This window comes from Rhizobacter sp. P5_C2, assembly GCF_054049715.1.
On record NZ_JBFULV010000112.1, the window covers coordinates 1 to 19899 of the forward strand.

Annotated in this window: 22 protein-coding genes and 1 pseudogene; 15 read left to right on the plus strand and 8 right to left on the minus strand. The window is 68.7% G+C overall.

The window, feature by feature from the left end; all coding sequences use genetic code 11:
- From ACXJLU_RS27900 to ACXJLU_RS27915, 4 genes and pseudogenes are all read left to right on the plus strand, one after another.
- Positions 1-403 (plus strand): annotated as a pseudogene (locus tag ACXJLU_RS27900) (metallophosphoesterase); the annotation flags it as partial.
- A gap of 46 nt (positions 404-449) precedes the next feature.
- On the plus strand, positions 450-752 hold the full coding sequence (locus tag ACXJLU_RS27905) for a DUF1330 domain-containing protein (RefSeq protein WP_457336617.1): 303 nt from the start codon (positions 450-452) through the stop codon (positions 750-752).
- Between the two features lie 101 nt (positions 753-853).
- On the plus strand, positions 854-3610 hold the full coding sequence (locus ACXJLU_RS27910; protein ID WP_457336619.1) for a putative bifunctional diguanylate cyclase/phosphodiesterase: 2757 nt from the start codon (positions 854-856) through the stop codon (positions 3608-3610).
- A 111-nt stretch (positions 3611-3721) separates the two neighbouring features.
- Positions 3722-4036, plus strand: a complete 315-nt coding sequence (locus tag ACXJLU_RS27915; RefSeq protein ID WP_143171830.1) for a hypothetical protein — start codon at positions 3722-3724, stop codon at positions 4034-4036.
- Between the two features lie 7 nt (positions 4037-4043).
- On the opposite strand, the gene ACXJLU_RS27920 is transcribed toward ACXJLU_RS27915, so the two are convergent.
- Both ACXJLU_RS27920 and ACXJLU_RS27925 read right to left on the minus strand, forming a co-directional pair.
- Entirely contained in the window at positions 4044-4571 is a 528-nt protein-coding gene (locus ACXJLU_RS27920; RefSeq protein ID WP_457336621.1) for a GNAT family N-acetyltransferase, read from the minus strand.
- 1 nt (position 4572) lies between these two features.
- Positions 4573-5163, minus strand: a complete 591-nt coding sequence (locus ACXJLU_RS27925) for a helix-turn-helix domain-containing protein (RefSeq protein WP_457336623.1) — start codon at positions 5161-5163, stop codon at positions 4573-4575.
- Positions 5164-5251: 88 nt separating this feature from the next.
- On the opposite strand from ACXJLU_RS27925, the gene ACXJLU_RS27930 reads away from it, so the two are divergent.
- Positions 5252-5701 (plus strand): hypothetical protein, encoded by a 450-nt coding sequence (locus ACXJLU_RS27930; RefSeq protein ID WP_457336625.1) that lies wholly within the window; start codon positions 5252-5254, stop codon positions 5699-5701.
- Here the strand turns inward: ACXJLU_RS27930 and ACXJLU_RS27935 are convergent.
- The 5 genes from ACXJLU_RS27935 to ACXJLU_RS27955 form a co-directional block, all read right to left on the minus strand.
- Entirely contained in the window at positions 5682-6401 is a 720-nt protein-coding gene (locus ACXJLU_RS27935; RefSeq protein WP_457336627.1) for an LrgB family protein, read from the minus strand. The two genes, ACXJLU_RS27930 and ACXJLU_RS27935, sit on opposite strands and share 20 nt — an antisense overlap.
- The gene (locus ACXJLU_RS27940; protein ID WP_073468730.1) at positions 6394-6756 is read right to left on the minus strand and encodes a CidA/LrgA family protein; all 363 of its coding nucleotides are present in this window, start codon (positions 6754-6756) and stop codon (positions 6394-6396) included. The genes ACXJLU_RS27935 and ACXJLU_RS27940 overlap by 8 nt, the downstream gene beginning before the upstream one ends.
- A complete protein-coding gene (locus ACXJLU_RS27945; protein ID WP_457336629.1) occupies positions 6753-8330 on the minus strand; it encodes a DHA2 family efflux MFS transporter permease subunit in 1578 nt (525 codons plus the stop codon). Before ACXJLU_RS27945 ends, ACXJLU_RS27940 begins: the two co-directional genes overlap by 4 nt.
- Positions 8331-8400: 70 nt before the next feature.
- Entirely contained in the window at positions 8401-8805 is a 405-nt protein-coding gene (gene vapC / locus ACXJLU_RS27950; RefSeq protein WP_457336631.1) for a type II toxin-antitoxin system VapC family toxin, read from the minus strand.
- Positions 8802-8996 carry a type II toxin-antitoxin system VapB family antitoxin gene (locus tag ACXJLU_RS27955; protein ID WP_168560739.1) on the minus strand — a complete coding sequence of 65 codons (195 nt, stop codon included), beginning with the start codon at positions 8994-8996 and terminating at the stop codon, positions 8802-8804. The genes vapC and ACXJLU_RS27955 overlap by 4 nt, the downstream gene beginning before the upstream one ends.
- A gap of 118 nt (positions 8997-9114) precedes the next feature.
- Between ACXJLU_RS27955 and ACXJLU_RS27960 the strand changes: the two genes are divergently transcribed.
- The 10 genes from ACXJLU_RS27960 to ACXJLU_RS28005 all read left to right on the plus strand — a co-directional run bounded on the left by ACXJLU_RS27960 (position 9115) and on the right by ACXJLU_RS28005 (position 19021).
- Entirely contained in the window at positions 9115-9945 is an 831-nt protein-coding gene (locus ACXJLU_RS27960; RefSeq protein WP_457336633.1) for a hypothetical protein, read from the plus strand.
- Positions 9946-9997: 52 nt separating this feature from the next.
- Complete coding sequence (locus ACXJLU_RS27965; RefSeq protein ID WP_457336635.1) at positions 9998-10513, plus strand: DUF2306 domain-containing protein; 516 nt, start codon at positions 9998-10000, stop codon at positions 10511-10513.
- 7 nt (positions 10514-10520) lie between these two features.
- Positions 10521-11537 (plus strand): LacI family DNA-binding transcriptional regulator, encoded by a 1017-nt coding sequence (locus tag ACXJLU_RS27970; RefSeq protein WP_457336637.1) that lies wholly within the window; start codon positions 10521-10523, stop codon positions 11535-11537.
- Positions 11538-11929: 392 nt separating this feature from the next.
- Positions 11930-13528 carry a methyl-accepting chemotaxis protein gene (locus ACXJLU_RS27975; RefSeq protein ID WP_457336639.1) on the plus strand — a complete coding sequence of 533 codons (1599 nt, stop codon included), beginning with the start codon at positions 11930-11932 and terminating at the stop codon, positions 13526-13528.
- A gap of 114 nt (positions 13529-13642) precedes the next feature.
- On the plus strand, positions 13643-14410 hold the full coding sequence (locus ACXJLU_RS27980; protein WP_457336641.1) for a sulfite exporter TauE/SafE family protein: 768 nt from the start codon (positions 13643-13645) through the stop codon (positions 14408-14410).
- A gap of 28 nt (positions 14411-14438) precedes the next feature.
- Positions 14439-15422 carry a sulfate adenylyltransferase subunit CysD gene (gene cysD, locus ACXJLU_RS27985; protein WP_457336643.1) on the plus strand — a complete coding sequence of 328 codons (984 nt, stop codon included), beginning with the start codon at positions 14439-14441 and terminating at the stop codon, positions 15420-15422.
- Positions 15422-16708 (plus strand): sulfate adenylyltransferase subunit 1, encoded by a 1287-nt coding sequence (locus ACXJLU_RS27990; RefSeq protein WP_457336645.1) that lies wholly within the window; start codon positions 15422-15424, stop codon positions 16706-16708. Before cysD ends, ACXJLU_RS27990 begins: the two co-directional genes overlap by 1 nt.
- On the plus strand, positions 16709-17488 hold the full coding sequence (gene cobA, locus ACXJLU_RS27995; RefSeq protein WP_457336647.1) for a uroporphyrinogen-III C-methyltransferase: 780 nt from the start codon (positions 16709-16711) through the stop codon (positions 17486-17488).
- A gap of 57 nt (positions 17489-17545) precedes the next feature.
- Positions 17546-17869 (plus strand): ferredoxin FdxA, encoded by a 324-nt coding sequence (fdxA, locus tag ACXJLU_RS28000; RefSeq protein ID WP_073469399.1) that lies wholly within the window; start codon positions 17546-17548, stop codon positions 17867-17869.
- 51 nt (positions 17870-17920) lie between these two features.
- Positions 17921-19021, plus strand: coding sequence for an NAD(P)/FAD-dependent oxidoreductase (locus ACXJLU_RS28005; RefSeq protein ID WP_457336649.1), 1101 nt, complete (start codon positions 17921-17923; stop codon positions 19019-19021).
- Between the two features lie 62 nt (positions 19022-19083).
- Here the strand turns inward: ACXJLU_RS28005 and ACXJLU_RS28010 are convergent.
- Positions 19084-19899: endo alpha-1,4 polygalactosaminidase (locus ACXJLU_RS28010; RefSeq protein ID WP_457336651.1), on the minus strand; the 816-nt coding region annotated here is incomplete at its 5' end.

Below are 19899 nucleotides of genomic sequence, written 5' to 3' on the forward strand. Positions count from 1 at the left end.
GGCGGCCGACTGGGCCACCGCCACCACCAAGGCGCGCGCGCTGGCCGCGGCCGCCGGGCTGGACTTCGACGCGCTCGCCGCCGTCACGCCGTACGAGTTCTACGGCGACTTCCACCGCACGGTGTACGCCGGCGAGCTGGCGCTGCGCGACATGGGCGAGCTGCGCGTGAAGCAGTACAAGCTGCTGATGTCGGCGTTCCCGGCCGCGCCCGCGGCGATCGTGAAGGTGGGCGACAAGCCGTCGGACCAGAACGCGGTGCAGGTGGCCTTCCAGAGCCAGTTCAAGCAGGTGTTCGCGATCTTCAAGGGGCTGGGTTCGGGCAAGCCGAGCGGCCACTTCACGATCGACTTCAAGAACAAGAAGCTGGTGAACGCGGACACCGCCGGGGTCAGTTTCAACTGATTTGATGGCAAGCTCCGGGGTCCTTCCCCAGACTCCGGAGACTGACATGCCCAAGGGCTACTGGATCGTGCGCGCCGACATCACCGATCCCGAGGTCTACAAGACCTACCAGGCGGCCAATGCCGCGCCGTTCAAGCGCTTCGGCGCGCGCTTCCTGGTGCGCGCCGGCGGCTTCGAGGTGGTCGAGGGCAGCAGCCGGGCGCGCCACGTCGTGCTGGAATTCCCGTCCTACGAGGCGGCACTCGCCTGCTGGAAGTCGGACGACTACCAGGCCGCGATCCGGCTGCGCGAGACGGTGTCGACGCTTGACATCGTCGTGATCGAAGGCTACGACGGCCCGCAGCCCTGAGCCTGCAGCGGCCGCCGAACCGCGACTTTGCACACGGCATGCGGCGTCGGCCGCGGGTCCGGCCGTCTCAAGCCGGTTGCCGGCAGGGCCGATAAAACCGTGTGCTCTCCTTCGCCTGCTTCAACAAAGCCCCCTGGCAACGCCGTGTCGCTGCCGGGTGCCTGTTGCTGCTGGTGGGCGGCGCGCTGACGCTGGCCCGCCCGGCGCAGGCTGGCGAGATCGGCGCATCCGTCTTCGCGATCGAAGCCCGCCATGGCAATGAACCCGCCTCGGTCATCACCGAATTGCGCCCGATCGAGGCGCTGGCGCGGGCAAGCGGTGGCGACGACCTGCGCATCTTCCTGGCCGCCTGGGGCTATGCCCATGCCGCCATCGACAAGCCGGCCGTGGCCGAGGCCGCGATCGAGGAACTCACCGAGATCGGCCGGCGCACCGAAGACGCCGCGGCACTCGCCTCGGCCTACACGCTGAAGGCCTGTGTGCTGCAGTTCTCCGGCCAGGTGCGCGCGGCCTTCGGCTGGATCGAGAGCGCGGTGCCGCTGGCCGAGAAGGTGAACAGCCCCGACCTCAGTTACTGGGTCGACATGACCGCCGGCGACCTGGCCACCTTGAACGGGCAGATCGACGAAGGCATCCGCCTGCTCGAAGCCGCGGCGCAGGCCGCGCGCACCGGCCGCAATCCGCGCCGCGAGGCCCAGGCCTACCAGGCGCTGGCGCCGCTGCGCATCGTCAAGGGCGATACCGCCTCGGCGCTGGTGGAATCGCGCAGGGTGCGCGAGCTGGCCAGCCGCGCCGGCGACGTGGCGCTGATCACCTCGGGCTGGATCATGGAGGCGCTGGCCTCCGAAGCGTCGCACCAGCCCGACCGCGCCGACCACGCGCGCCAGCAGGCCGCGCTCACGGGCAGCGTGGTGCGGCCGGCGTCCGGCGTCAATTCGCAGATGGGCGGTACCAGTTGGCTCAGCACCGAGCTCGACACCCTGCTGACGATGTCGACGCTGTACCTCGGCCACCGCGACTACCCGGCGGCGCGCGAGTTCGCGCTGCGCGCGCAGCGCCTGGCCGACCTGCGCCAGGACCGCGGCACCGCCGCGCGCGCCCTCGTCAACCAGGGCCTGGCCGAACTGGGCGCCGGCCATGTGCTGACCGGCCGGCAGCTCGCCGACCAGGGCCTCTCGACGCTCGGCAATGCCGGTCGCAATGCCGAATACCTGATCCAGCTGAACCGCTATGCCACCGCGCTGGAGCGCGCCGGGCAGGCCGCGCAGGCCCTCGACCGGCTGCGCGAGGCCCTGCTGCTCGAGACCGACCTCGAACGCCGCGACCGCCACAGCACGGTCGTCGCACTGCAGCGCGAGTCGAGCTTCCAGCAGCGCCAGCGCCAGCTGGAGCAGCTGCAGCACGACAACGAGCTGCAGGCGGTCGAGATCTCGCGCCGCAAGAACGAGCGCGCGCTCGGCTTCCTGCTGGTGGTGGCGATGGCGATCGGCATCGTCGCGGCCTGGCGGCTCTACCTGCGCTCGCTCGATGCGAACCGCCGGCTCGCCCTCAACAACGACGCGCTGGAGTTCGCGAGCACGCACGACAAGGTCACCGGCCTGCTGAACCGCCGTGCGATGGAAGCCGACGTCGCCTCGCTGGGCGGGCAGCCGTACTGCGCGGTGACGCTGTCGGTCAAGCAGTTCGGCCTGATCGTCGGCAGCGTCGGCCACCAGCTGGGCGACACGCTGCTGTGCCAGATCGCGACCCGGCTGGACGACGCGGCGACCCGCCACGACGGCCGCCTGTACCGCATCGACGGCGTGACCTTCGCCGCGATCTACCGTTTCGGCGCCGACGTGCCGCGGCTGCACCGTGGACTCGAAGCGCTGACCGAGGCGATGGAGATGCCGTTCGAGATCGGCCACCAGGACCTGATGGTCTCGATCGGCATCGGCGCCTCCGAGTACCCGAAGGACGCGAGCAGCCACGACGAGGTGGCGCGCCTGGCCGAGCTGGCCAAGCTGCAGGCGCAGGCCGAGCCGGGTAACAGCCACGTGGTCTACGACGCGCGCATCGGCGAAGGCCAGCGCGACAAGCTGCGCATGGAATCGCGCATGAACAAGGCGCTGGAATCCGGCGACTTCGAGGTCTTCTACCAGGGCCAGCGCGCACGTGGCGGCGGCATCAAGGGCTTCGAGGCGCTGCTGCGCTGGCATGACGACGGCAAGATGGTGTCGCCGGCACATTTCATTCCGCTGGCCGAGGAGACCGGGCTGATCGTGCGCATCGGCGCCTGGGTGCTGCGCCAGTCGTGCCTGCAGGCCAGGGCCTGGGCCGATGCGGGGCTGGGGGCGCCGGTGGTGGCCGTGAACATCTCGCCGCGCCAGTTCAACCACCCGGAGTTCATGACCACGGTGCGCGAGACGCTGGCCGAGACCGGCGTCGACCCGGCGCAGATCGAGCTCGAGATCACCGAAGGCAGCGTGATGGACGACGCCGAGGCCAGCGTCGCGCGGCTGCATGCGCTGCGCGCGCTCGGGCTGCAGCTCGCGATCGACGACTTCGGCACCGGCTACGCCAGCCTGTCGTACCTGCGCCGCTTCCCGCTGAACCGGCTGAAGATCGACCGCTCGTTCATCAGCCAGCTCGGCGCGAGCGAGCAGGACGACACCATCGTGCGCACCGTCATCGAGCTGGCGCACAGCCTCGGGCTGTCGGTCACGGCCGAAGGCGTCGAGACGCCGGCCCAGCAGAACCTGCTCGACGGCTGGGGCTGCGACATCGTGCAGGGCTTCCTGCACTCGCGGCCGGCACCGGCCGCCACCGCGACCATGCTGCTGGTCGGCGACCGGCAGCCTGCGCTCGCCGCGGCCTGAAGGTTCCGCCGGCGCGAGTTCGACGCACCCCGATTTCAGGGGGATGCGGTGCTTCCCTGGCTCAGAGTCGGCACGCACAATCGCTGCGTGATGAACCGACTTTTTCTGGCCATGGTTGGGATGCTCTTGATCGGCAGCGCGGGAGCGCAGCCGGCCGCCGCCGAGTTGCGCCCCGAGCAGATCGCCACCTACCGGCAGAAGCTCGAGGCCGGCTGCGTCACCGACGCGAAGGCGGGCGGGCTGACCCCGTCGAACGCCCAGGCGATGTGCGGCTGCTGGAGCAAGAGCCTCGCGCAGAGCGTGACCGAAGCCGAATGGCAGGCGGCGGCCTCGCATGCGCTGAAGCGCGACGAGGCGGCCGAGACCCAAGTGCTCGCGCCGCATGTGCGGCAGGCCGCGCGGCTGTGCGCCGCGGTCGGGCGTTAGCCGTTCTTCAGGCGCTCAAACGCCGATAGAAGTAGGTCGTCGCGCACAGCCCGCCCTCGGGCATCAGCGCGTAGTCGGGCACCACGCCGACGCGCTGCCAGCCCTCTCGTTCGTACAGCCGTTCGGCATCGGGGTTCGCGGTGTCGAGCACCAGCAGCGTCTTGGCGTACTCCCTTGCAAGCGTTTCGGCCGCGCGCATCAGCGCGGCACCGGTGCCCTGGCGGCGCGAGCGGCGGTGCACCAGCATCTTGCAGAGGTCGGCGCGGTGCGGCTGGTTGTCTGGCTGGTCGAGCACCAGCTGCACGGTGCCGACGATGCCTTGCGCGTCTTCGGCCACCAGCAGCGCGCGCTCGCCGCTGGCGACGCCTTCGGCGATGCGGCGCCAGAAGGCCTGTGCGCGCTCCGGCGCGAACGGCTGCATGAAGCCGACCGAGGCGCCGCCGTCGACGCAGTCGATCAACACCGCGGACAGCGCATCGATGTCGGCCGGGGTCAGCGCGGTGAGCCGCCGAACGGTCAGGTCAGGGGAGGGCATCTCATCTCCAGGGGGCGGTTTCGGTGGTGATCACGACGGCGTAGCGGGCCGGCTTGCGCGTCGGGTTGTGGTAGCTCATCGGGCGGTCGAGCACCATCGCCAGGCAGTCGCCGGCGTTCAGCCGGTGCCGCTCGTCGCCGAGCGCGATGGCGATGCTGCCTTCGAGCACCCAGACCTGTTGGTGCACGCGCGGCGTGCGAGCGGCGGTCTCGTAGCTGACGCGCGCGCCGGCCGGAAACGCGACCTCGACGATCTGGATCGGCGACGCGAAGCCGGGCGGCGAGACGTTGCGCCGCACATAGCCCGAGGCCGGGTCGCGCCACAGCAGCTGATCGGCCAGTCGCGACACCGGCGCAGCTTCGGCACCGGGCGCCTCGAACAGCGACGCCAGCGCGACGCCGAGCCCGGTCGCCAGCTTCTCCAGCACCACGGCGGTGGGGCTGCTTTCGCCGCGCTCGATCAGCGAGATCATCGAGCGGCTGACACCGCATTGCGTGGCCAGCTCGTCGAGCGACAGGCCGCGCGCGGCGCGCAACTCGCGCAGGTTCTGCGCGATGCGGTCGGAGAGGGAGGAGGTCGGCGCGTCTTGCATTGGAATAATCATCCAATATGTTAGATGACTCTGTCAAGCCCACTCGGCGGCATCGCAGGATCACGGGACGTCGCCTACCATCCACGGCATGTCGCGTCGCAACCTCCATGGCATCAACTCGATCGCGGTCGGTGCGCTGGCGCTGTGGCTGATCGCCGGCGTCAAGCGCCTGCAGATCTACCGCGACACGCATGCCGGCTACCTGCTGGACGTGCTTGAGCGCATGGGGTGGCTCACGGATGCATCGCACAGCGACGCGCAGCTGAAGGCCTGGGATCCGTTCTCGCTGAACGACGGCACTGCGATCACGGTGGCGTTCGGGTTCGGCATCTACCTGGCGCTGGCGGCGATCGGCTCGGCGCTGTGGGCGCAGCGGCGCGACGAGGACAATCTTTACCTCAGCGCCGGCTTCATGTGCGGTTCGTGCGCGCTGGTGTATGCGGACTATGCGTGGGGGATGGCGGCGATGCTCGCGGGTGCAGCTGCGATGCTGCTGCTGCGTTCCCGCACGCGTACCGTCAGCCCGCGACGAGCCTGAACACCAGCGGCATCAACAAGGCCGCCAGCACCACCTGCAGCCCGAGCGCGATGCCGGCGTAGGCCCCGGCCTCGTCGTTGACCTGCAGCGCGCGGGCTGCGCCGATGCCGTGCGAGGTGGTGCCGAGCGCGAAGCCGCGCACCGCCCAATCGGTGAACCCGAGTGCGTTGAAGAGCCAGCGCGCCGACAGCGCACCGGCCATGCCGGTCAGCACCGCGAACACCGCGGCCAGTGCCGGCACACCGCCGATCTGCTCGGCGATGCCCATCGCCACCGGTGCGGTGACCGACTTCGGCGCCAGCGAGCGCACCACGTCGGCCGGCATGCCGAACGCGAGGCCCATCGCGACCGCGCTGGCGGCGGCCGCGCTGCCGCCGGCCAGCGCGGCGATGACGAGCGCGACGCCGCGGCGCCGCATCTCGTGCCGCCGCACCCACAGCGGCCAGCCGAGCGCGACCACCGCCGGCCCCAGCAGCACGTGCACGAACTGCGCACCGGCGAAGTAGGTCGGGTAGGGCGTCTTCGTCGCGAGCAGCACGCAGCCGATCATGACCACCGACCACAGCACCGGGTTGGCCCACGCGGCGCGGCCGACGCGCTCGTGGCCGGCCTGCACCAGCACGTAGGTGACGAGCGTGGCCGTCAGGCCGAACAGCGGCGTCGTCGACAGGTAGACCCAGAGCTGCACGAAGTCAGCCATCGTGGCCCTCTCGAGGTTCCGGGCGCAACAGCACGCGCAGCACGAGCCCGGTGACCGCCATGCCCGTCCAGGTCGACGCGCAGACGACGACCAGCAATTGCCAGCCCCAGCTCGACACCAGGTCGAGGTGCGTGATCACGCCGACACCGACCGGCACGAACAGCAGCGACAGGTGCGTCAGCAGCAGCTCGGCCGCGGCCTGCACCGGTGCGCGCACGACCGGCCAGCGCAGCAGCGCCAGCAGCAGCGCGAGGCCGATCACCGGGCCGGGGATCGGCAGCTTCGTCGCATGGGCGATGGCCTCGCCGGCCGCCTGCAACAGCAGCAGCCACGCGAGGCCGCGCAGCGCATTCATGCAGGCTTTCCGCGGCCGATCATCCAGGCCGCACTCAGGCCGCTGAGCAGCGCGAGCGCCGCACACACGCCCATCACCTGCCGGAACCCGGCCACGAAGGCGCCGCCGATGGCGTGTTGCAGGGCCGGCCTGAGCGTGGCGTCGAGCCCGTCGGGCAGCGCGATGCCGGCGAGCCGGTCCTGCTGCTGCCGCACTGCATCGGCCACGCCGGCCGGCAGCGACAGCGCCTGCAGCGACTCGGCAAGCTGGTGGTTGAAGCCATGCGCCATCAGCACGCCGAAGCCGGCGATGGCCAGCAGGCCGGCCGCGCGCGACACCGCGTTGTTGACGCCCGAGGCCACGCCGGCCGCCTCCGCGCCGACCGCGTTCATCACCGTGGTCGTGAGCGGCGCGACCGTGATGGCCATGCCGAGGCCGAGCACGATGGTGGCCGGGAAGAAGCCCGTCCAGTAGCCGCTGCCGACGCCGGGCAGCATGAACAGCGCGAAACCGGCGGCGGCCACCAGCGGGCCGACGATCAGCGGCAGGCGCGGCCCGGTGCGGTCGACGAGGTGCCCCGCGGCCCGCGACAGCGCGAACATGATCGCGATGAACGGCAGCATTGCGGCACCGGCCGCCGCCGCGCCGTAGCCCTGGACCTGGATCAGGTTGAGCGGCAGGAAGTACAGACCGCCGCCAAGCGCGGCGTACAGCAGCAGCGTCAGCAGGTTGGCGCCGGCGAAGTCGCCGATGCGGAACAGGCGCAGCGGCACCATCGGCGCGGCGCTGCGCGCCTCGACACGCAGGAAGAACGCGAGGCCCGCGATGCCGACCGCGAGCGCCGCCAGCACGTCGGCTGAGCCCCAGCCGTGCAACGGCGCCTGCACCAGCGCGAACACGATGCCGGCGAGGCCGATCGTCACGAGCACCGCGCCGGGGACGTCGATCGCCGAGGTGTCGGCGCTGTTGCGGCTCTCGGGCACGCGGGTGGCGCAGATCAGCAGCAGCGCGGCGCCGAGCGGCAGGTTCACGAGGAAGGCCCAGGTCCAGCGGTAGTGCTCGACCAGCCAGCCGCCGAGCACCGGGCCGACCGCGGCCGCGACGCCGCTCAGCGCCGACCAGGTGCCGATCGCGCGGCCGCGATCGGCCTGCGTGAAGTTCGCGCCGATCAGCGACAGGCTGCCCGGCACCAGCAGCGCCGCGCCGATGCCTTGCAGCGCGCGCGCCGCGATCAGCAGGTCGGCCGACGGCGACAGCGCGCAGGCCGCCGACGCGACGGTGAACAGCGCGACGCCGATCATGAAGACGCGGCGCCGCCCGAGCCGGTCGCCGAGCGCGCCGCCGGCCAGCAGCAGCGACGCGAGGAACAGCGCATAGGCCTCGACGATCCACTGCAGCTGCGCGGCGCTGGCGTTCAGCTCGCGCTGGATCGCGGGCAATGCGACGTTGACGATGCTGCCGTCGATGAAGGCCATGCCCGAGCCGAGGATCGCGGCCGCGAGCGTCCAGCGCTGCCCGCCGGCCGACGCGCCGGCGCAGGGCGCGCCATGCAGGATGGCGACCTTGTCGCAGGGGGTCTGGCCGGTGGGGGTCATGGTGGGGAAGATTGTGTCGATTCTGCCGGTTCGGAGAGACTCGTGCCTCCGGTCATGCGAGGCGGTCATCTCACTGTGCGGAAAGCTCGACGACCTTGAGTCCGAGGTGAGTTTCAAAAGGATCGAAGTCGCGATCCGCGTGCAACAGGTGCATGCCATCTTCGATGCAGCGGGTCGCGATCAGCGTGTCGATCGTCTTGCGGACTGTTACGCCGAGCGCTCGGAGCTTTCGAAAGTTCTGGGCCGCCTGGACAGCGGTGTCGCGCCCGCAGATGTCGACCACGCCGAAGGCACCGAGAACCTTTCTGGCCGCCTTGAAATCGGCATCCGTTCGAAAGCCCTGCAAGACTTCGATCAGTATCAGATCGCCGACAACGAGCTTCTCGGCGTCCAGCAGTGCATCGAGGGTCTGTGCGGCTGGCGTGGGCGCACCGCGAAAATAGTCGATCCAGACGCTGGAGTCGACAAGGATCACTTGTCGGTCCTCATTGCGTCGAGGTCACCTTCCCAGTGAAGCTTTCCCCTGAACTGTCGTGCCTGCGCCTGACGATTCAGCTGCAACAGGGTCTGCAGCGCCAGCTCGACGACCTCGCGTTTCGTCTTCGCGCCACTCACTCGCAGCGCGTCCCGCATGAGCTTGTCGTCGATCACGATGTTCGTTCGCATGATGTGTACCTCGGAATCGATGCGTACACATTCTATGCCTGGCGCGCAGATGAGCTCTGCGCCTGGCACGTGTGGACGCTGGCGGTGGCCGGCGGTGCGCTGCCCGACAATCGCCCGCATGACATCGATCCGCTGCCTGCTTGCCCTCACGTCCTTGCTCGTCGCGACCGCGAGCGCCGCGCAACCGGCCCGCTCCACCGCGGCGCCGAACCTCGTGCTGGTGCTGCAGGCGCCCGACCGCGCGTTCCCGCTGACCATCGTGCGCGGTGGGGCGTTCGCGCCGTTCGAGCTGACCGTCGACTCGCTGCAACCAGGCCAGCGCGTGCAGCTTCACCGGGCCGGTGCTCGTGTCGGCGAGGCGCGCGTCGATCACCTGCAGATCGAGGAGCGGCAAGGCTGTTCGGAAGGCAGCCATGCGGTGCTGGCGCCGCCGTTGACGGGGGCAGGCGACGCGACGGCGCTCGTGACGACGCGCCCGCTGAAAGACCTGGGCGTCGAACGCCCAAGCGCTGCCACCGAGGCCGACCGGGCCGCCGCGCGCGACGTCGCGCGCACCATCCTGGCGCGCCACCAGGCACCGGCTGCCGCGCTGGCCGACACACTCGCGGCCTTGCGGGTGTCGGTCGTGCGCATCGAGCGCGCAGGCCCGCCGGTCCTCGTCGCGTCGTCGCACATCGAGAACCAGGACAACGCGCAGACGCTGTTCTTCGTCGCCGAGCGCACGGCCCAAGGCGCCTATGCGGCCACCCATGAGGAGTTCTTCCGCGGCGGTGCCGGCGAGTCCGCGCTGATGGAGATGGACTTCGTCGATGACGCCGACCTCGATGAAGACGGCGTCGCCGAACTCGTCTACGCCTACGCCGGCTACGAATGGTCCGGCTACGGCGTGCTGAAGCGCCGTGCCGGCGGCTGGACCTCGGTGCACGCGCAGGCCGCGGGCGGTTGTTGAACTCGACGCCGGCGGTTACTGTTCGGGCTCCAACAAACCCCAGGAGGAACCCATGTTCGGTTTGACATCCCTAGGCGTCATCCACACGGTCATCTCGCTCGTCGCGGTCGCGGCCGGCCTGGTGGCGTTCTTCAGAGACAAGCGCATCGTCGCGGCCAACGCCACCGGCCGCGTCTACATCTGGGCCACGGTGCTGACCTGCGTCACCGGCTTCGGCATCTTCCAGCACGGCGGCTTCGGCAAGCCGCACATGCTGGGCATCATCACGCTGGTCGTGCTGGCGGTCGCGGCGCTGGCCGGCCGGCGCAAGCTGTTCGGCGGCGCGTCGCCGTATGTCGAGACCGTCAGCTACTCGCTCACGTTCTTCTTCCACATGATTCCCGGCGTCACCGAGACGACCACGCGGCTGCCGCTGGGCAAGCCGCTGCTGCCGAATGCCGACGCGCCCGAGCTGCAGGCCGCGGCCGGCGTGCTGTTCCTGCTGTTCGTGATCGGCGCGGGCTGGCAGTGCCTGCAGTTGCGCGCCCGCAGCCGCCCGGGACTCGCCTCGGCGTCGCCCGCAGCCTGACCCGCCGATGACCCTGCAGCGCGCCACGGCCTCGCACCTCAGCATCACCGTCAACGACGTGGCGCGCGTCGCGGGCGTCTCGGCGATGACGGTGTCGCGCGTGCTGAACCGGCCGGAGAGCGTGCCGGCCGGCACCGTCGAGAAGGTGCGGGCCGCGGTGGCGCAGACCGGCTACGTGCCCAACCGCGCGGCCGGCGCGCTGCGCTCGAGCCGCAGCCGGCTCGTCGCGGCGGTGGTGCCGACGCTGTCAGGCCCGATGTTCCTCGAGACGCTCGAGGCGCTGACCGCCGGCCTCGCCGAACGCGGCTACCAGCTGATGGTCGGGCAGAGCGGCTACAGCGAGGCGCGCGAGGACGAGCTGCTGGCCGACATCATCGGCCGACGGCCCGACGGCATCGTGCTGACCGGCGTGTTGCACACCGCGCAGGGCCGGCAGCGGCTGCTCGCCTCGGGCATCCCGATCGTCGAGACCTGGGACCTGATCCCCGATCCGATCGACGTGCTGGTCGGCTTCTCGCACGAGGCCGTGGGGCGTGCGGTGGCCGGGTTCTTCGCCGACCGGGGCCGGCAACGGCTCGCGGTGATCGGCGGTGACGACCCGCGCGCACGGCGCCGCGCCGAGGCCTTCGCCGGCGAGGCGCAGGCGCGCGGGCTGGCCGCGCCGGTGCTGCAGTACGTGCCCGCGCCGACCCGCCTGGGCCATGGCCGCACGGCGCTGCGCGAGCTGCTGCGCCAGCAGCCGCAGGCCGATGCGGTGTTCTGCAGCTCCGACCTGCTGGCGCTCGGTGTGTTGACCGAGGCGCGGGTGAGCGGCGTCGACGTGCCGGCGCAACTGGCCGTGGTCGGCTTCGGCGACCTGAACTTCGCAGCCGACCTCGAGCCCGCGCTGACCAGCGTGCGCGTCGACCCACGGCAGATCGGTGACCTCGCCGCGCAGTGCATCGTCACGCGAGCCACCGGCGAGGCGCTCGATTCGCGCGTGATTGATGTCGGCTTCTCGATCGTCGAGCGCGCCAGCAGTTGAAGGCCTGACGCACTCCTGGTGAACTTCCCGCGGCGGGAGGCAGAGCTCGGCTTCCGTCGACGGACCGCTTGTCGGATAAATTGTTTCGATCACCGACGTCCGCGCCATCTGCGTCAGATACCTAATTGCGCCAAATGTTCTTTCAATCGCTGGCCGCTCCGATCTGCAAATCGCTCGAACATTTCACGTTCGATGGTGCATCTACAGATTGATGCCCGCAGGGCAATTGATCAACATTGATCCATGTCAATTGCGAGGACTGATGTAGGAAGAGCGACGAGCACTCAGGGACTCAATTGAGCGTCAATTGTTGGTCTTTTCGAACTCTATAAATCTCCCATCCTGTCGATAGTAGTGACGTAGTTTTTGCATTTATCCAAAGGGAGTAGAGGATGAAATTCCTGTCCAATGTGAAGATCGGTACGCGCCTGAGCGCCGGCTTCGCTGTGTTGCTGACCATGCTGGCTGTCCTGGCTTTCACTGCCAAGGTGCAGGCTGATCGCCTGCAGGCGCACACCGAGTACTACGACAGCCACATCATGGCGTCCTACAAGTTGGTCACCGAGTTCATGCGCAGCGCCGACGACGCGCGACGCCGCTCGTTCCTCCACATTCTCGGCAAACAAGAACAGAAGAAGGAGGCCGAATTGATGACCGCCAAGTCGGTCGAAGCCGCACGCAATGTGCTGGAAGATTATTCGTCGCGCGCCCTGTTCCAGGACGATGAGGATCGCGCCAATTGGCAAGAAGTGAAGACCAGGTTCGAGGCCTTCGTGCGTTCCAATGAGAAGGTCATGACGGCGTCGCGCACCATCCTCGACGATCCGGCACAGCGAGACGTGGCCGTCGGCATCATGCTGGGGGAGGCTCGCGTGGACAACATGAACCTCATCAAGGCCAAGGACGCCTGGCTGGCGCACAGCGATGCGAATGCCCAGCGCATGATCGAGCAAGGCCGGGCAACTTACCAGGCCGTGCTGTGGACGCTGGGGGGCCTGGCTGCGGCGGCCATGCTGGTGGGCGTGGTTGCAGCGCTGGCGATCACACGGTCGATCACGCGACCACTGAGCGAAGCGGTGACCATCACTCGAGCGGTGGCCGAGGGCGACCTCACACGCCAGGCGCGGATCGGGTCGCGTGACGAGATCGGTGAACTGTTGGGGTCGCTCAATCTCATGACGACCAATTTGTCCAGCATGGTCAGCACGGTGCGCGTCGGCGTAGACACCGTGGTGACCGCCGCGACGCAGATTGCCCATGGCAACCTTGACCTGTCCTCGCGCACGGAGTCGCAAGCTTCGAGCCTGGAGCAGACCGCCGCGTCGATGCAGCAGATGGCCGACAGCGTCAAGATGAATTCTGACAATGCGCGTGAAGCCAACCTCCTCTCGGGCAGGGCGTCCGAGGTGGCCGGGCAAGGGGGCGGCGCGGTCGAGCGTGTGGTCGAAACCATGGAGGGCATCCAGGATTCGAGCCGCAAGATATCCGACATCATCACGGTGATCGACGGCATCGCCTTCCAGACCAACATCCTGGCACTCAACGCCGCTGTGGAGGCGGCGCGCGCCGGCGAGCAAGGGCGAGGTTTTGCCGTGGTCGCGGCAGAGGTGCGCAACCTGGCCCGGCGCTCGGCGGACGCGGCGAAGGAGATCAAGAGCCTGATCACCACCAGTGTGGAAAAGGTGGACGCCGGCACCGTGCAGGTCAATGCGGCGCGCAAGACCATCGACGAGGCCGTGCAACAGGTTCGCAAGGTGAGCGAGTTGATCGCCGACATCACGCAATCCAGCTCGGAACAGAACTCCAGTGTCGGCCAGATCAATCAGGCGGTGGCGCAGCTGGATAACACCACGCAGCAAAACTCGGCCCTGGTCGAGGAGACATCGGCAGCGGCCGAGAGCCTGCGTCAACAGGCCGAGAAGCTGTCTGTGGCGATCTCTGTGTTTCGTGTCGCCGGGCATGATGCCGCGCCGCAGCACAGCTTCGCCTAGGCAAGGGGCACGGCTCGCAGTTTGAGTTCAGCCTGAACTCGACGCGACCTGAGCGTCGGGTTGGAATGCAAGCCATCGCGCCGGCTCTGGCCGGCGCCTCAAGATCGGGATGTCATGGACTGGCTGGCAGTGGCGAGTGGATTCGCGATTGGTGCCATTGTCGGCTTGACCGGCGTGGGTGGAGGCTCGCTCATGACGCCGCTTTTGATGGGCGTCTTCAATCTCAGCGCACCGCTGGCCATCGGCACCGATTTGTGGTTCGCTGCAATCACCAAGACCAACGGAACGATCGCCCACCACCGCCAAGGCCACGTCGACTACGGAATCGTCGCCTGGATGCTGCTGGGCAGCATCCCGGCGACGGTCATCACGCTCATGCTGATGCGATACACCGGCATGACGAAGGGGGTCAGCCACCTGATGATGCAGGTGCTGGGCGTGGCACTGCTCATGACCGCGGTCGCGGTCGTCTGTCGTCCCTTTTGTCACACCCTGGGCCTCAAGCTTGACGCCTTGCTCACGACTTCGCGCAAGCGGGCTTTGACCGTTGTCGCCGGACTGCTGCTGGGTGTCCTGGTGTCGCTCAGTTCGATTGGCGCCGGAGCGATCGGCGCGACCCTGACCCTCGTCCTCTATCCGCGACTTCCCATTCAACGCCTGATTGGAACGGACATCGCCCATGCAGCGGTGCTCACGCTGGTCGCGGGCCTGGGGCATGCGGCGCTGGGGAACGTCGACTGGTCCCTGCTCGCCAGCCTGCTGGTCGGATCTCTGCCCGGCATCTGGCTGGGCGCGCGATTGATCAGATCCCTGCCAGAGAAAGTGACACGCGGGTTGTTGTGCGTGTCCCTGTTGACCGCCGGGCTCCGCGTCATCCATTGAGCGCGGGCGCCCAGCGACGAAGGAACCTATGAAGCTGCATGATGACCCCTCCCTTCGCGAGCGCGTGACGCCCGAGCGCGTGACGGCCAGCCTCGATCAATCCCACCTCGATTGGCTCGAGGAAGAAGCCATCTTCATCCTGCGCGAGACCGTCGCCGCGTTCGAGCGCCCGGCCCTGCTGTTCTCGGGCGGCAAGGATTCGTGCGTGGTGCTGCGCCTGGCCGAGAAGGCCTTCAAGAGCAAGGGCGCCGACGGCGAGTACAAGGGCCGCCTGCCCTTCCCGCTGCTGCACGTCGACACCGGGCACAATTTTCCGGAAGTGATCGAGTTCCGCGACCGCCGCGTCGCCGAGATGGGCGAGCGCCTGGTCGTCGGCCACCTCGAAGACTCGATCAAGCGCGGCACGGTGCGCCTGTCGCACCCGCTGGAGTCGCGCAACGGCCACCAGACGGTCGCGCTGCTCGAAGCCATCGAGGAACACCGCTTCGACGTGCTGATGGGCGGCGCGCGCCGCGACGAAGAGAAGGCCCGCGCGAAGGAGCGCATCTTCTCGCACCGCGACAGCTTCGGCCAATGGCAGCCGAAGGAGCAGCGCCCCGAGCTGTGGACGCTGTTCAACACCCGCATCAAGCCGGGCGAGCACATGCGCGCGTTCCCGATCAGCAACTGGACCGAGCTCGACGTGTGGCTGTACATCGCCCGCGAGAAGATCCCGCTGCCCAACCTGTACTACGCGCACGACCGCCAGGTGATCCGCCGCAAGGGCCTGCTGGTGCCGCTGACCGAGGTGACGCCGCCCGAGGCCGGCGAGGTGGTCGAGACGGCCGAGGTGCGCTTTCGCACGGTCGGYGACATGACCTGCACCTGCCCGGTCGAGAGCCCGGCCGCGAACGCGACCGAGATCGTCGCCGARACRCTGAAGGTGACSGTCAGCGAACGCGGCGCGACCCGCATGGACGACCGCACGTCGGACGCGTCGATGGAACGCCGCAAGAAGGAAGGCTATTTCTGATGAGCACGCCGCAAGTTCAAGTGAAAGACCACCGCGCCCTGAGATTCCTGACCGCGGGCAGCGTCGACGACGGCAAGAGCACGCTGATCGGCCGGTTGCTGTTCGACAGCCGCGCGATCCTGGCCGACCAGCTCGACACGCTCGAGAAGCGCGCCGCCGGGGCGCCGATCGACCTGTCGCTGCTGACCGACGGCCTGGAGGCCGAGCGCGAGCARGGCATCACGATCGACGTGGCCTACCGCTACTTCGCGACCAAGCAGCGCAAGTTCATCATCGCCGACGCSCCCGGCCATGAGCAGTACACCCGCAACATGGTGACGGCCGCGGCCGGCAGCGATGCGGCCGTSGTGCTGGTCGACATCACCAAGCTCGACACCCACGCGAGCCCGCTGCCGCTGCTGGCGCAGACGCGCCGCCATGCGCTGCTGGCGCACCTGCTGCGCGTGCCGAACATCGTGTTCGCGGTCAACAAGCTCGATGCGGTGAGCGACCCGGCGCAGGCCTTCACGGCCACCAAGRCCGCGCTGCTGGCGTTCGCGCAGCAGGCCGGCATCGCGGTGGCCGGCGTGATCCCGGTGTCGGCGCTGCGCGGCGACAACGTCACGCAGCCGCTSGCCGCCGACTGGTAYGACGGCCCGTCGCTGCTGCARYTGCTGGAAGCSCTGCCGGCGCTGCAGGAGCGCAAGGACGGCGACCTGCTGATCCCCGTGCAGTACGTGTCGCGCGAAGGCGAAGGCACCGGCAACCAGCCGCGCACGCTGTACGGCCGCGTSGCCCACGGCCGCGTGAAGGCCGGCGACACGGTGCAGGTCTTCCCGAGCAACCAGACCGCGGTGGTCGCCGAGGTGCGCCTGGCCGGYGASGTGGTCGACGTGGTCGAGGCCGGCCARTCGGCSGGTGTCGTGCTCGACCGGCAGCTCGATGTCTCGCGCGGCGACTGGCTCTCGACGCCGTCGACCATCCACGAGACGCAGCGCTTCAGCGCGACGCTCGCSTGGCTCGACACCGARCCSGCCGTCGTCGGCCGCAAGTACTGGGTGCGCCACGGCAACCGCTGGGTGCAGGCGCGCATCACCGCGATCGAGAGCCGGCTCGACATCCACACGCTGGAGGCGATCGACGCGAACCAGCTCGCCGTCAACGAGATCGGCCATGTGATCGTCGAGACGCAGCAGGCGCTGCCGGTGGAGTCGTACCAGTCGAACCGCGTCGGCGGCTCGCTGATCATCGTCGACCCGGCGACCAACCGCACCAGCGGGGCGCTGCTGGTCAAAGGGGCTGCATAAGTGGCACTCGGTCGCGTCATCTTCATCGGTGCGGGCCCGGGCTCGGCCGACCTGATCACCGTGCGCGGCGCGCAGCGGCTGGCGCAGGCCGACGTGGTGCTGTTCGACGCGCTGACCGACCCGGCCCTGCGGGCCCATGCGCCGAATGCGCGCTGGATCAACGTCGGCAAGCGCGGCTTCTGCGACAGCACCGGCCAGCAGACCATCAATGCGCTGCTGGTGAAGCATGCGCATGAGGTCGCGACCGTGGTGCGCCTGAAGGGTGGCGACCCGAGCGTGTTCGGCCGGCTCGAGGAGGAACTGATCGCGCTGGCCGAGGCCGGCATCGATTGCGAGGTGGTGCCCGGCGTCACGGCCGCCATCGCCGCGGCGGCAGCCACGCAGCGCCCGCTGACCCGCCGCGGCGCCGGCCGCAGCGTCAGCCTGACGACCGCGATGACGCAGACGCGCGAGCTGCGCGCCGCCCGCAGCGCCGACACCGAGGTGTTCTACATGGCCGGCAAGCAGCTGGCTGCCCTGGCGCGCGGCCTGCTCGACAGCGGCTGGCCGGCCGACACCCCCGTCAGCGTGGTGTCGCGCGCCGGCTGGCCCGACCAGTTGCACAGCGACCACACGCTGGACACCTTGTCGCGCGCCAGCCTGCTGCACGCCGGGCGCCCGACCGTCGTCACCGTGGGTGAAGGGGCCCGGCCCGTTGCTGTTGAAAAACCAGTTGCTGCAAAGCAGGCAAAAGCCCCTGCGCAAGCCATCTCGCTTCCGGTGAAAACCCCAAGCCCTTAAAATCGCCCGTTTTGCCATCCGGCAAGACAGCTTTTCTTCTTATTTCGAGCCAGCACCATGACCCACGTCGTCACCGAAGCATGCATCCGTTGCAAGTACACCGACTGCGTCGACGTGTGTCCGGTCGATTGCTTCCGCGAAGGCCCGAACTTCCTGACGATCGATCCGGACGAGTGCATCGACTGCGCGGTGTGCATCCCCGAATGCCCGGTCAACGCGATCCTGCCCGAGGAAGACGTCCCCGGCGACCAGGTCCACATGATCAAGATCAACGCCGATCTCGCAAAAAACTGGCCCAGCATCACCAAGCGCAAGGCCGCGCTGCCCGATGCGGACGAGTGGAAAGACAAGACGGGCAAGCTGTCCGAATTGATCAAGTAATTCCCATCCCGGCCTCAGCCCAGCCCCCGCCCCGCATTACCAGAACCTGACATGGAACCGAACGCCAACGTGGAGATTTCAAAGACTGCCGGCTCGCACGACGGCCCCATCGAGACCGATGCCGTCATCGTCGGCGCCGGCCCCGTCGGCCTGTTCCAGGTCTTCGAACTCGGCCTGCTCGAGATCAAGGCCCACATCATCGACTCGCTCGCCTACCCCGGCGGCCAGTGCATCGAGCTGTACCCCGACAAGCCGATCTACGACATCCCGGCCGTGCCGGTGTGCACCGGCAAGGAGCTGACCGACAACCTGCTGAAGCAGATCGAGCCGTTCGGCGCCACCTTCCACCWCGGCCAGGAAGTGACCGTGGTGCAGAAGCAGGACGACGGCCGCTTCTTCGTCGAGACCAGCAAGGGCACCCGCTTCCTGACCAAGACGATCTTCATCGCCGGCGGCGTGGGTTCGTTCCAGCCGCGGCTGCTGAGGGTCGACGGGCTCGACAAGTTCGACGAATCGCAGCTGTTCTACCGCGTGAAGAACCCGGCCCAGTTCGCCGGCAAGAACCTGGTGATCGTCGGCGGCGGCGATTCGGCGCTCGACTGGACGCTGAACTTCGTGCAGGACGGCCCGAACAAGGCCGAGAGCGTGATCCTGCTGCACCGCCGCGACGGCTTCAAGGCGGCGCCCGCGAGCGTGGCCAAGATGAAGGAGCTGTGCGACGCCTACGAGATGCAGTTCATCGTCGGCCAGGTGACCGGCTACGACGAGCGCGACGGCAAGCTGTCGGGCATCAAGGTGACCGGTGGCGACGGCGTCACGCGTGTGGTGCCGCTCGACGTGCTGCTGGTGTTCTTCGGCCTGAGCCCCAAGCTCGGCCCGATCGCCGAATGGGGCCTGAGCCTGGAGCGCAAGCAGATCGTCGTCGACACCGAGAAGTTCGAGACCAGCACGCCGGGCATCTTCGCGGTGGGCGACGTCAACACCTACCCGGGCAAGAAGAAGCTGATCCTGTCGGGCTTCCACGAGGCCGCGCTGGCCGCCTTCGCGGCGGCGCCGTACATCTTCCCGGACAAGCGCATCCACTTGCAGTACACGACCACCAGCCCGAAGCTGCACAAGGTGCTGGGCGTCGAGACGCCGACGTTCGACTGATCTCCCGATCGTCAGCTTGATCATTCGGCCTCGCCCCCGCCAGGGAGCGAGGCCGAATTGCTTCAGTCGCAGCTGTAGCGGAACGACCCGTCGAGTGCGAGCGGCAGCACCAGGGTGCGGATGCCGGCTGCCTTCGACGCGGCGCACAGCTTGTCGCGCGCACCGCTGGTGTTGTTCACGTAGTTGCTCTTGTACTCGGCGTTGAAGACCGGCTTGCCCTTGGCCGTGAAGGCCGAGTAGCCACCGCATTCCGAATACTCGTTGCACTGCTCGTTGACCGCGAAGTCGAACGACGGCTCGAGCGCAGCGAGCTGGTCGACGTCGTTCTTCAGCGCGATCGCCAGGCCGCGCAGGTGGGCGGCCGTCGCGAGGTAGCGGTTGTAGTCGAGCTGGTCCTGCTCGGTCAGCGGGAAGCCGGTCGAGTTGGTGTAGCCGTCGACGTTGTCCGGCTCGACGCCATCGCAACCCTTCGATTGCGCGAGGTCGAGGCGGGCCGCCATCACCGTGCGCACGTTGGCGGAGCGGATGTCCAGCCACTTCTCGCCGGCCCAGCCGTCGAGCGCCTTGCCCTTGTCGGCGGTGGCGAACTTCGAGTAATCGGGGCGCCAGTCTTCGGAACTGCCGGCCGAGAAGTAGCAGACCACCTTGCGGCCTGCGGACTTCAGCTGCGCGATCGTCACGGCGCTGGCATCGACCAGGTCGATGTCGTAGACCGTGGCGTTGTACGAGGTGTTCAAGGTGCCGGTGAGCTGCCATTGCCACGTCGACGACGCAGCCGGCTTCCACCAGGTGCCGGGGCTCGGTGCGGGTGCGGGTGCGGGTGCGGGTGCGGGTGCGGGTGCGGGTGCGGGTGCGGGTGCGGGTGCGGGTGCGGGTGC

Bases quoted from the DNA above. Each gene is read 5' to 3' on its own strand.
- ACXJLU_RS27905 (WP_457336617.1), top strand. From the start codon at position 450: ATGCCCAAGGGCTACTGGATCGTGCGCGCCGACATCACCGATCCCGAG.
- ACXJLU_RS27915 (WP_143171830.1), top strand. From the start codon at position 3,722: ATGGTTGGGATGCTCTTGATCGGCAGCGCGGGAGCGCAGCCGGCCGCC.
- ACXJLU_RS27920 (WP_457336621.1), bottom strand. From the start codon at position 4,571: ATGCCCTCCCCTGACCTGACCGTTCGGCGGCTCACCGCGCTGACCCCG.
- ACXJLU_RS27925 (WP_457336623.1), bottom strand. From the start codon at position 5,163: ATGCAAGACGCGCCGACCTCCTCCCTCTCCGACCGCATCGCGCAGAAC.
- ACXJLU_RS27930 (WP_457336625.1), top strand. From the start codon at position 5,252: ATGTCGCGTCGCAACCTCCATGGCATCAACTCGATCGCGGTCGGTGCG.
- ACXJLU_RS27935 (WP_457336627.1), bottom strand. From the start codon at position 6,401: ATGGCTGACTTCGTGCAGCTCTGGGTCTACCTGTCGACGACGCCGCTG.
- ACXJLU_RS27940 (WP_073468730.1), bottom strand. From the start codon at position 6,756: ATGAATGCGCTGCGCGGCCTCGCGTGGCTGCTGCTGTTGCAGGCGGCC.
- ACXJLU_RS27945 (WP_457336629.1), bottom strand. From the start codon at position 8,330: ATGACCCCCACCGGCCAGACCCCCTGCGACAAGGTCGCCATCCTGCAT.
- ACXJLU_RS27955 (WP_168560739.1), bottom strand. From the start codon at position 8,996: ATGCGAACGAACATCGTGATCGACGACAAGCTCATGCGGGACGCGCTG.
- ACXJLU_RS27960 (WP_457336633.1), top strand. From the start codon at position 9,115: ATGACATCGATCCGCTGCCTGCTTGCCCTCACGTCCTTGCTCGTCGCG.
- ACXJLU_RS27965 (WP_457336635.1), top strand. From the start codon at position 9,998: ATGTTCGGTTTGACATCCCTAGGCGTCATCCACACGGTCATCTCGCTC.
- ACXJLU_RS27970 (WP_457336637.1), top strand. From the start codon at position 10,521: ATGACCCTGCAGCGCGCCACGGCCTCGCACCTCAGCATCACCGTCAAC.
- ACXJLU_RS27975 (WP_457336639.1), top strand. From the start codon at position 11,930: ATGAAATTCCTGTCCAATGTGAAGATCGGTACGCGCCTGAGCGCCGGC.
- ACXJLU_RS27980 (WP_457336641.1), top strand. From the start codon at position 13,643: ATGGACTGGCTGGCAGTGGCGAGTGGATTCGCGATTGGTGCCATTGTC.
- fdxA (WP_073469399.1), top strand. From the start codon at position 17,546: ATGACCCACGTCGTCACCGAAGCATGCATCCGTTGCAAGTACACCGAC.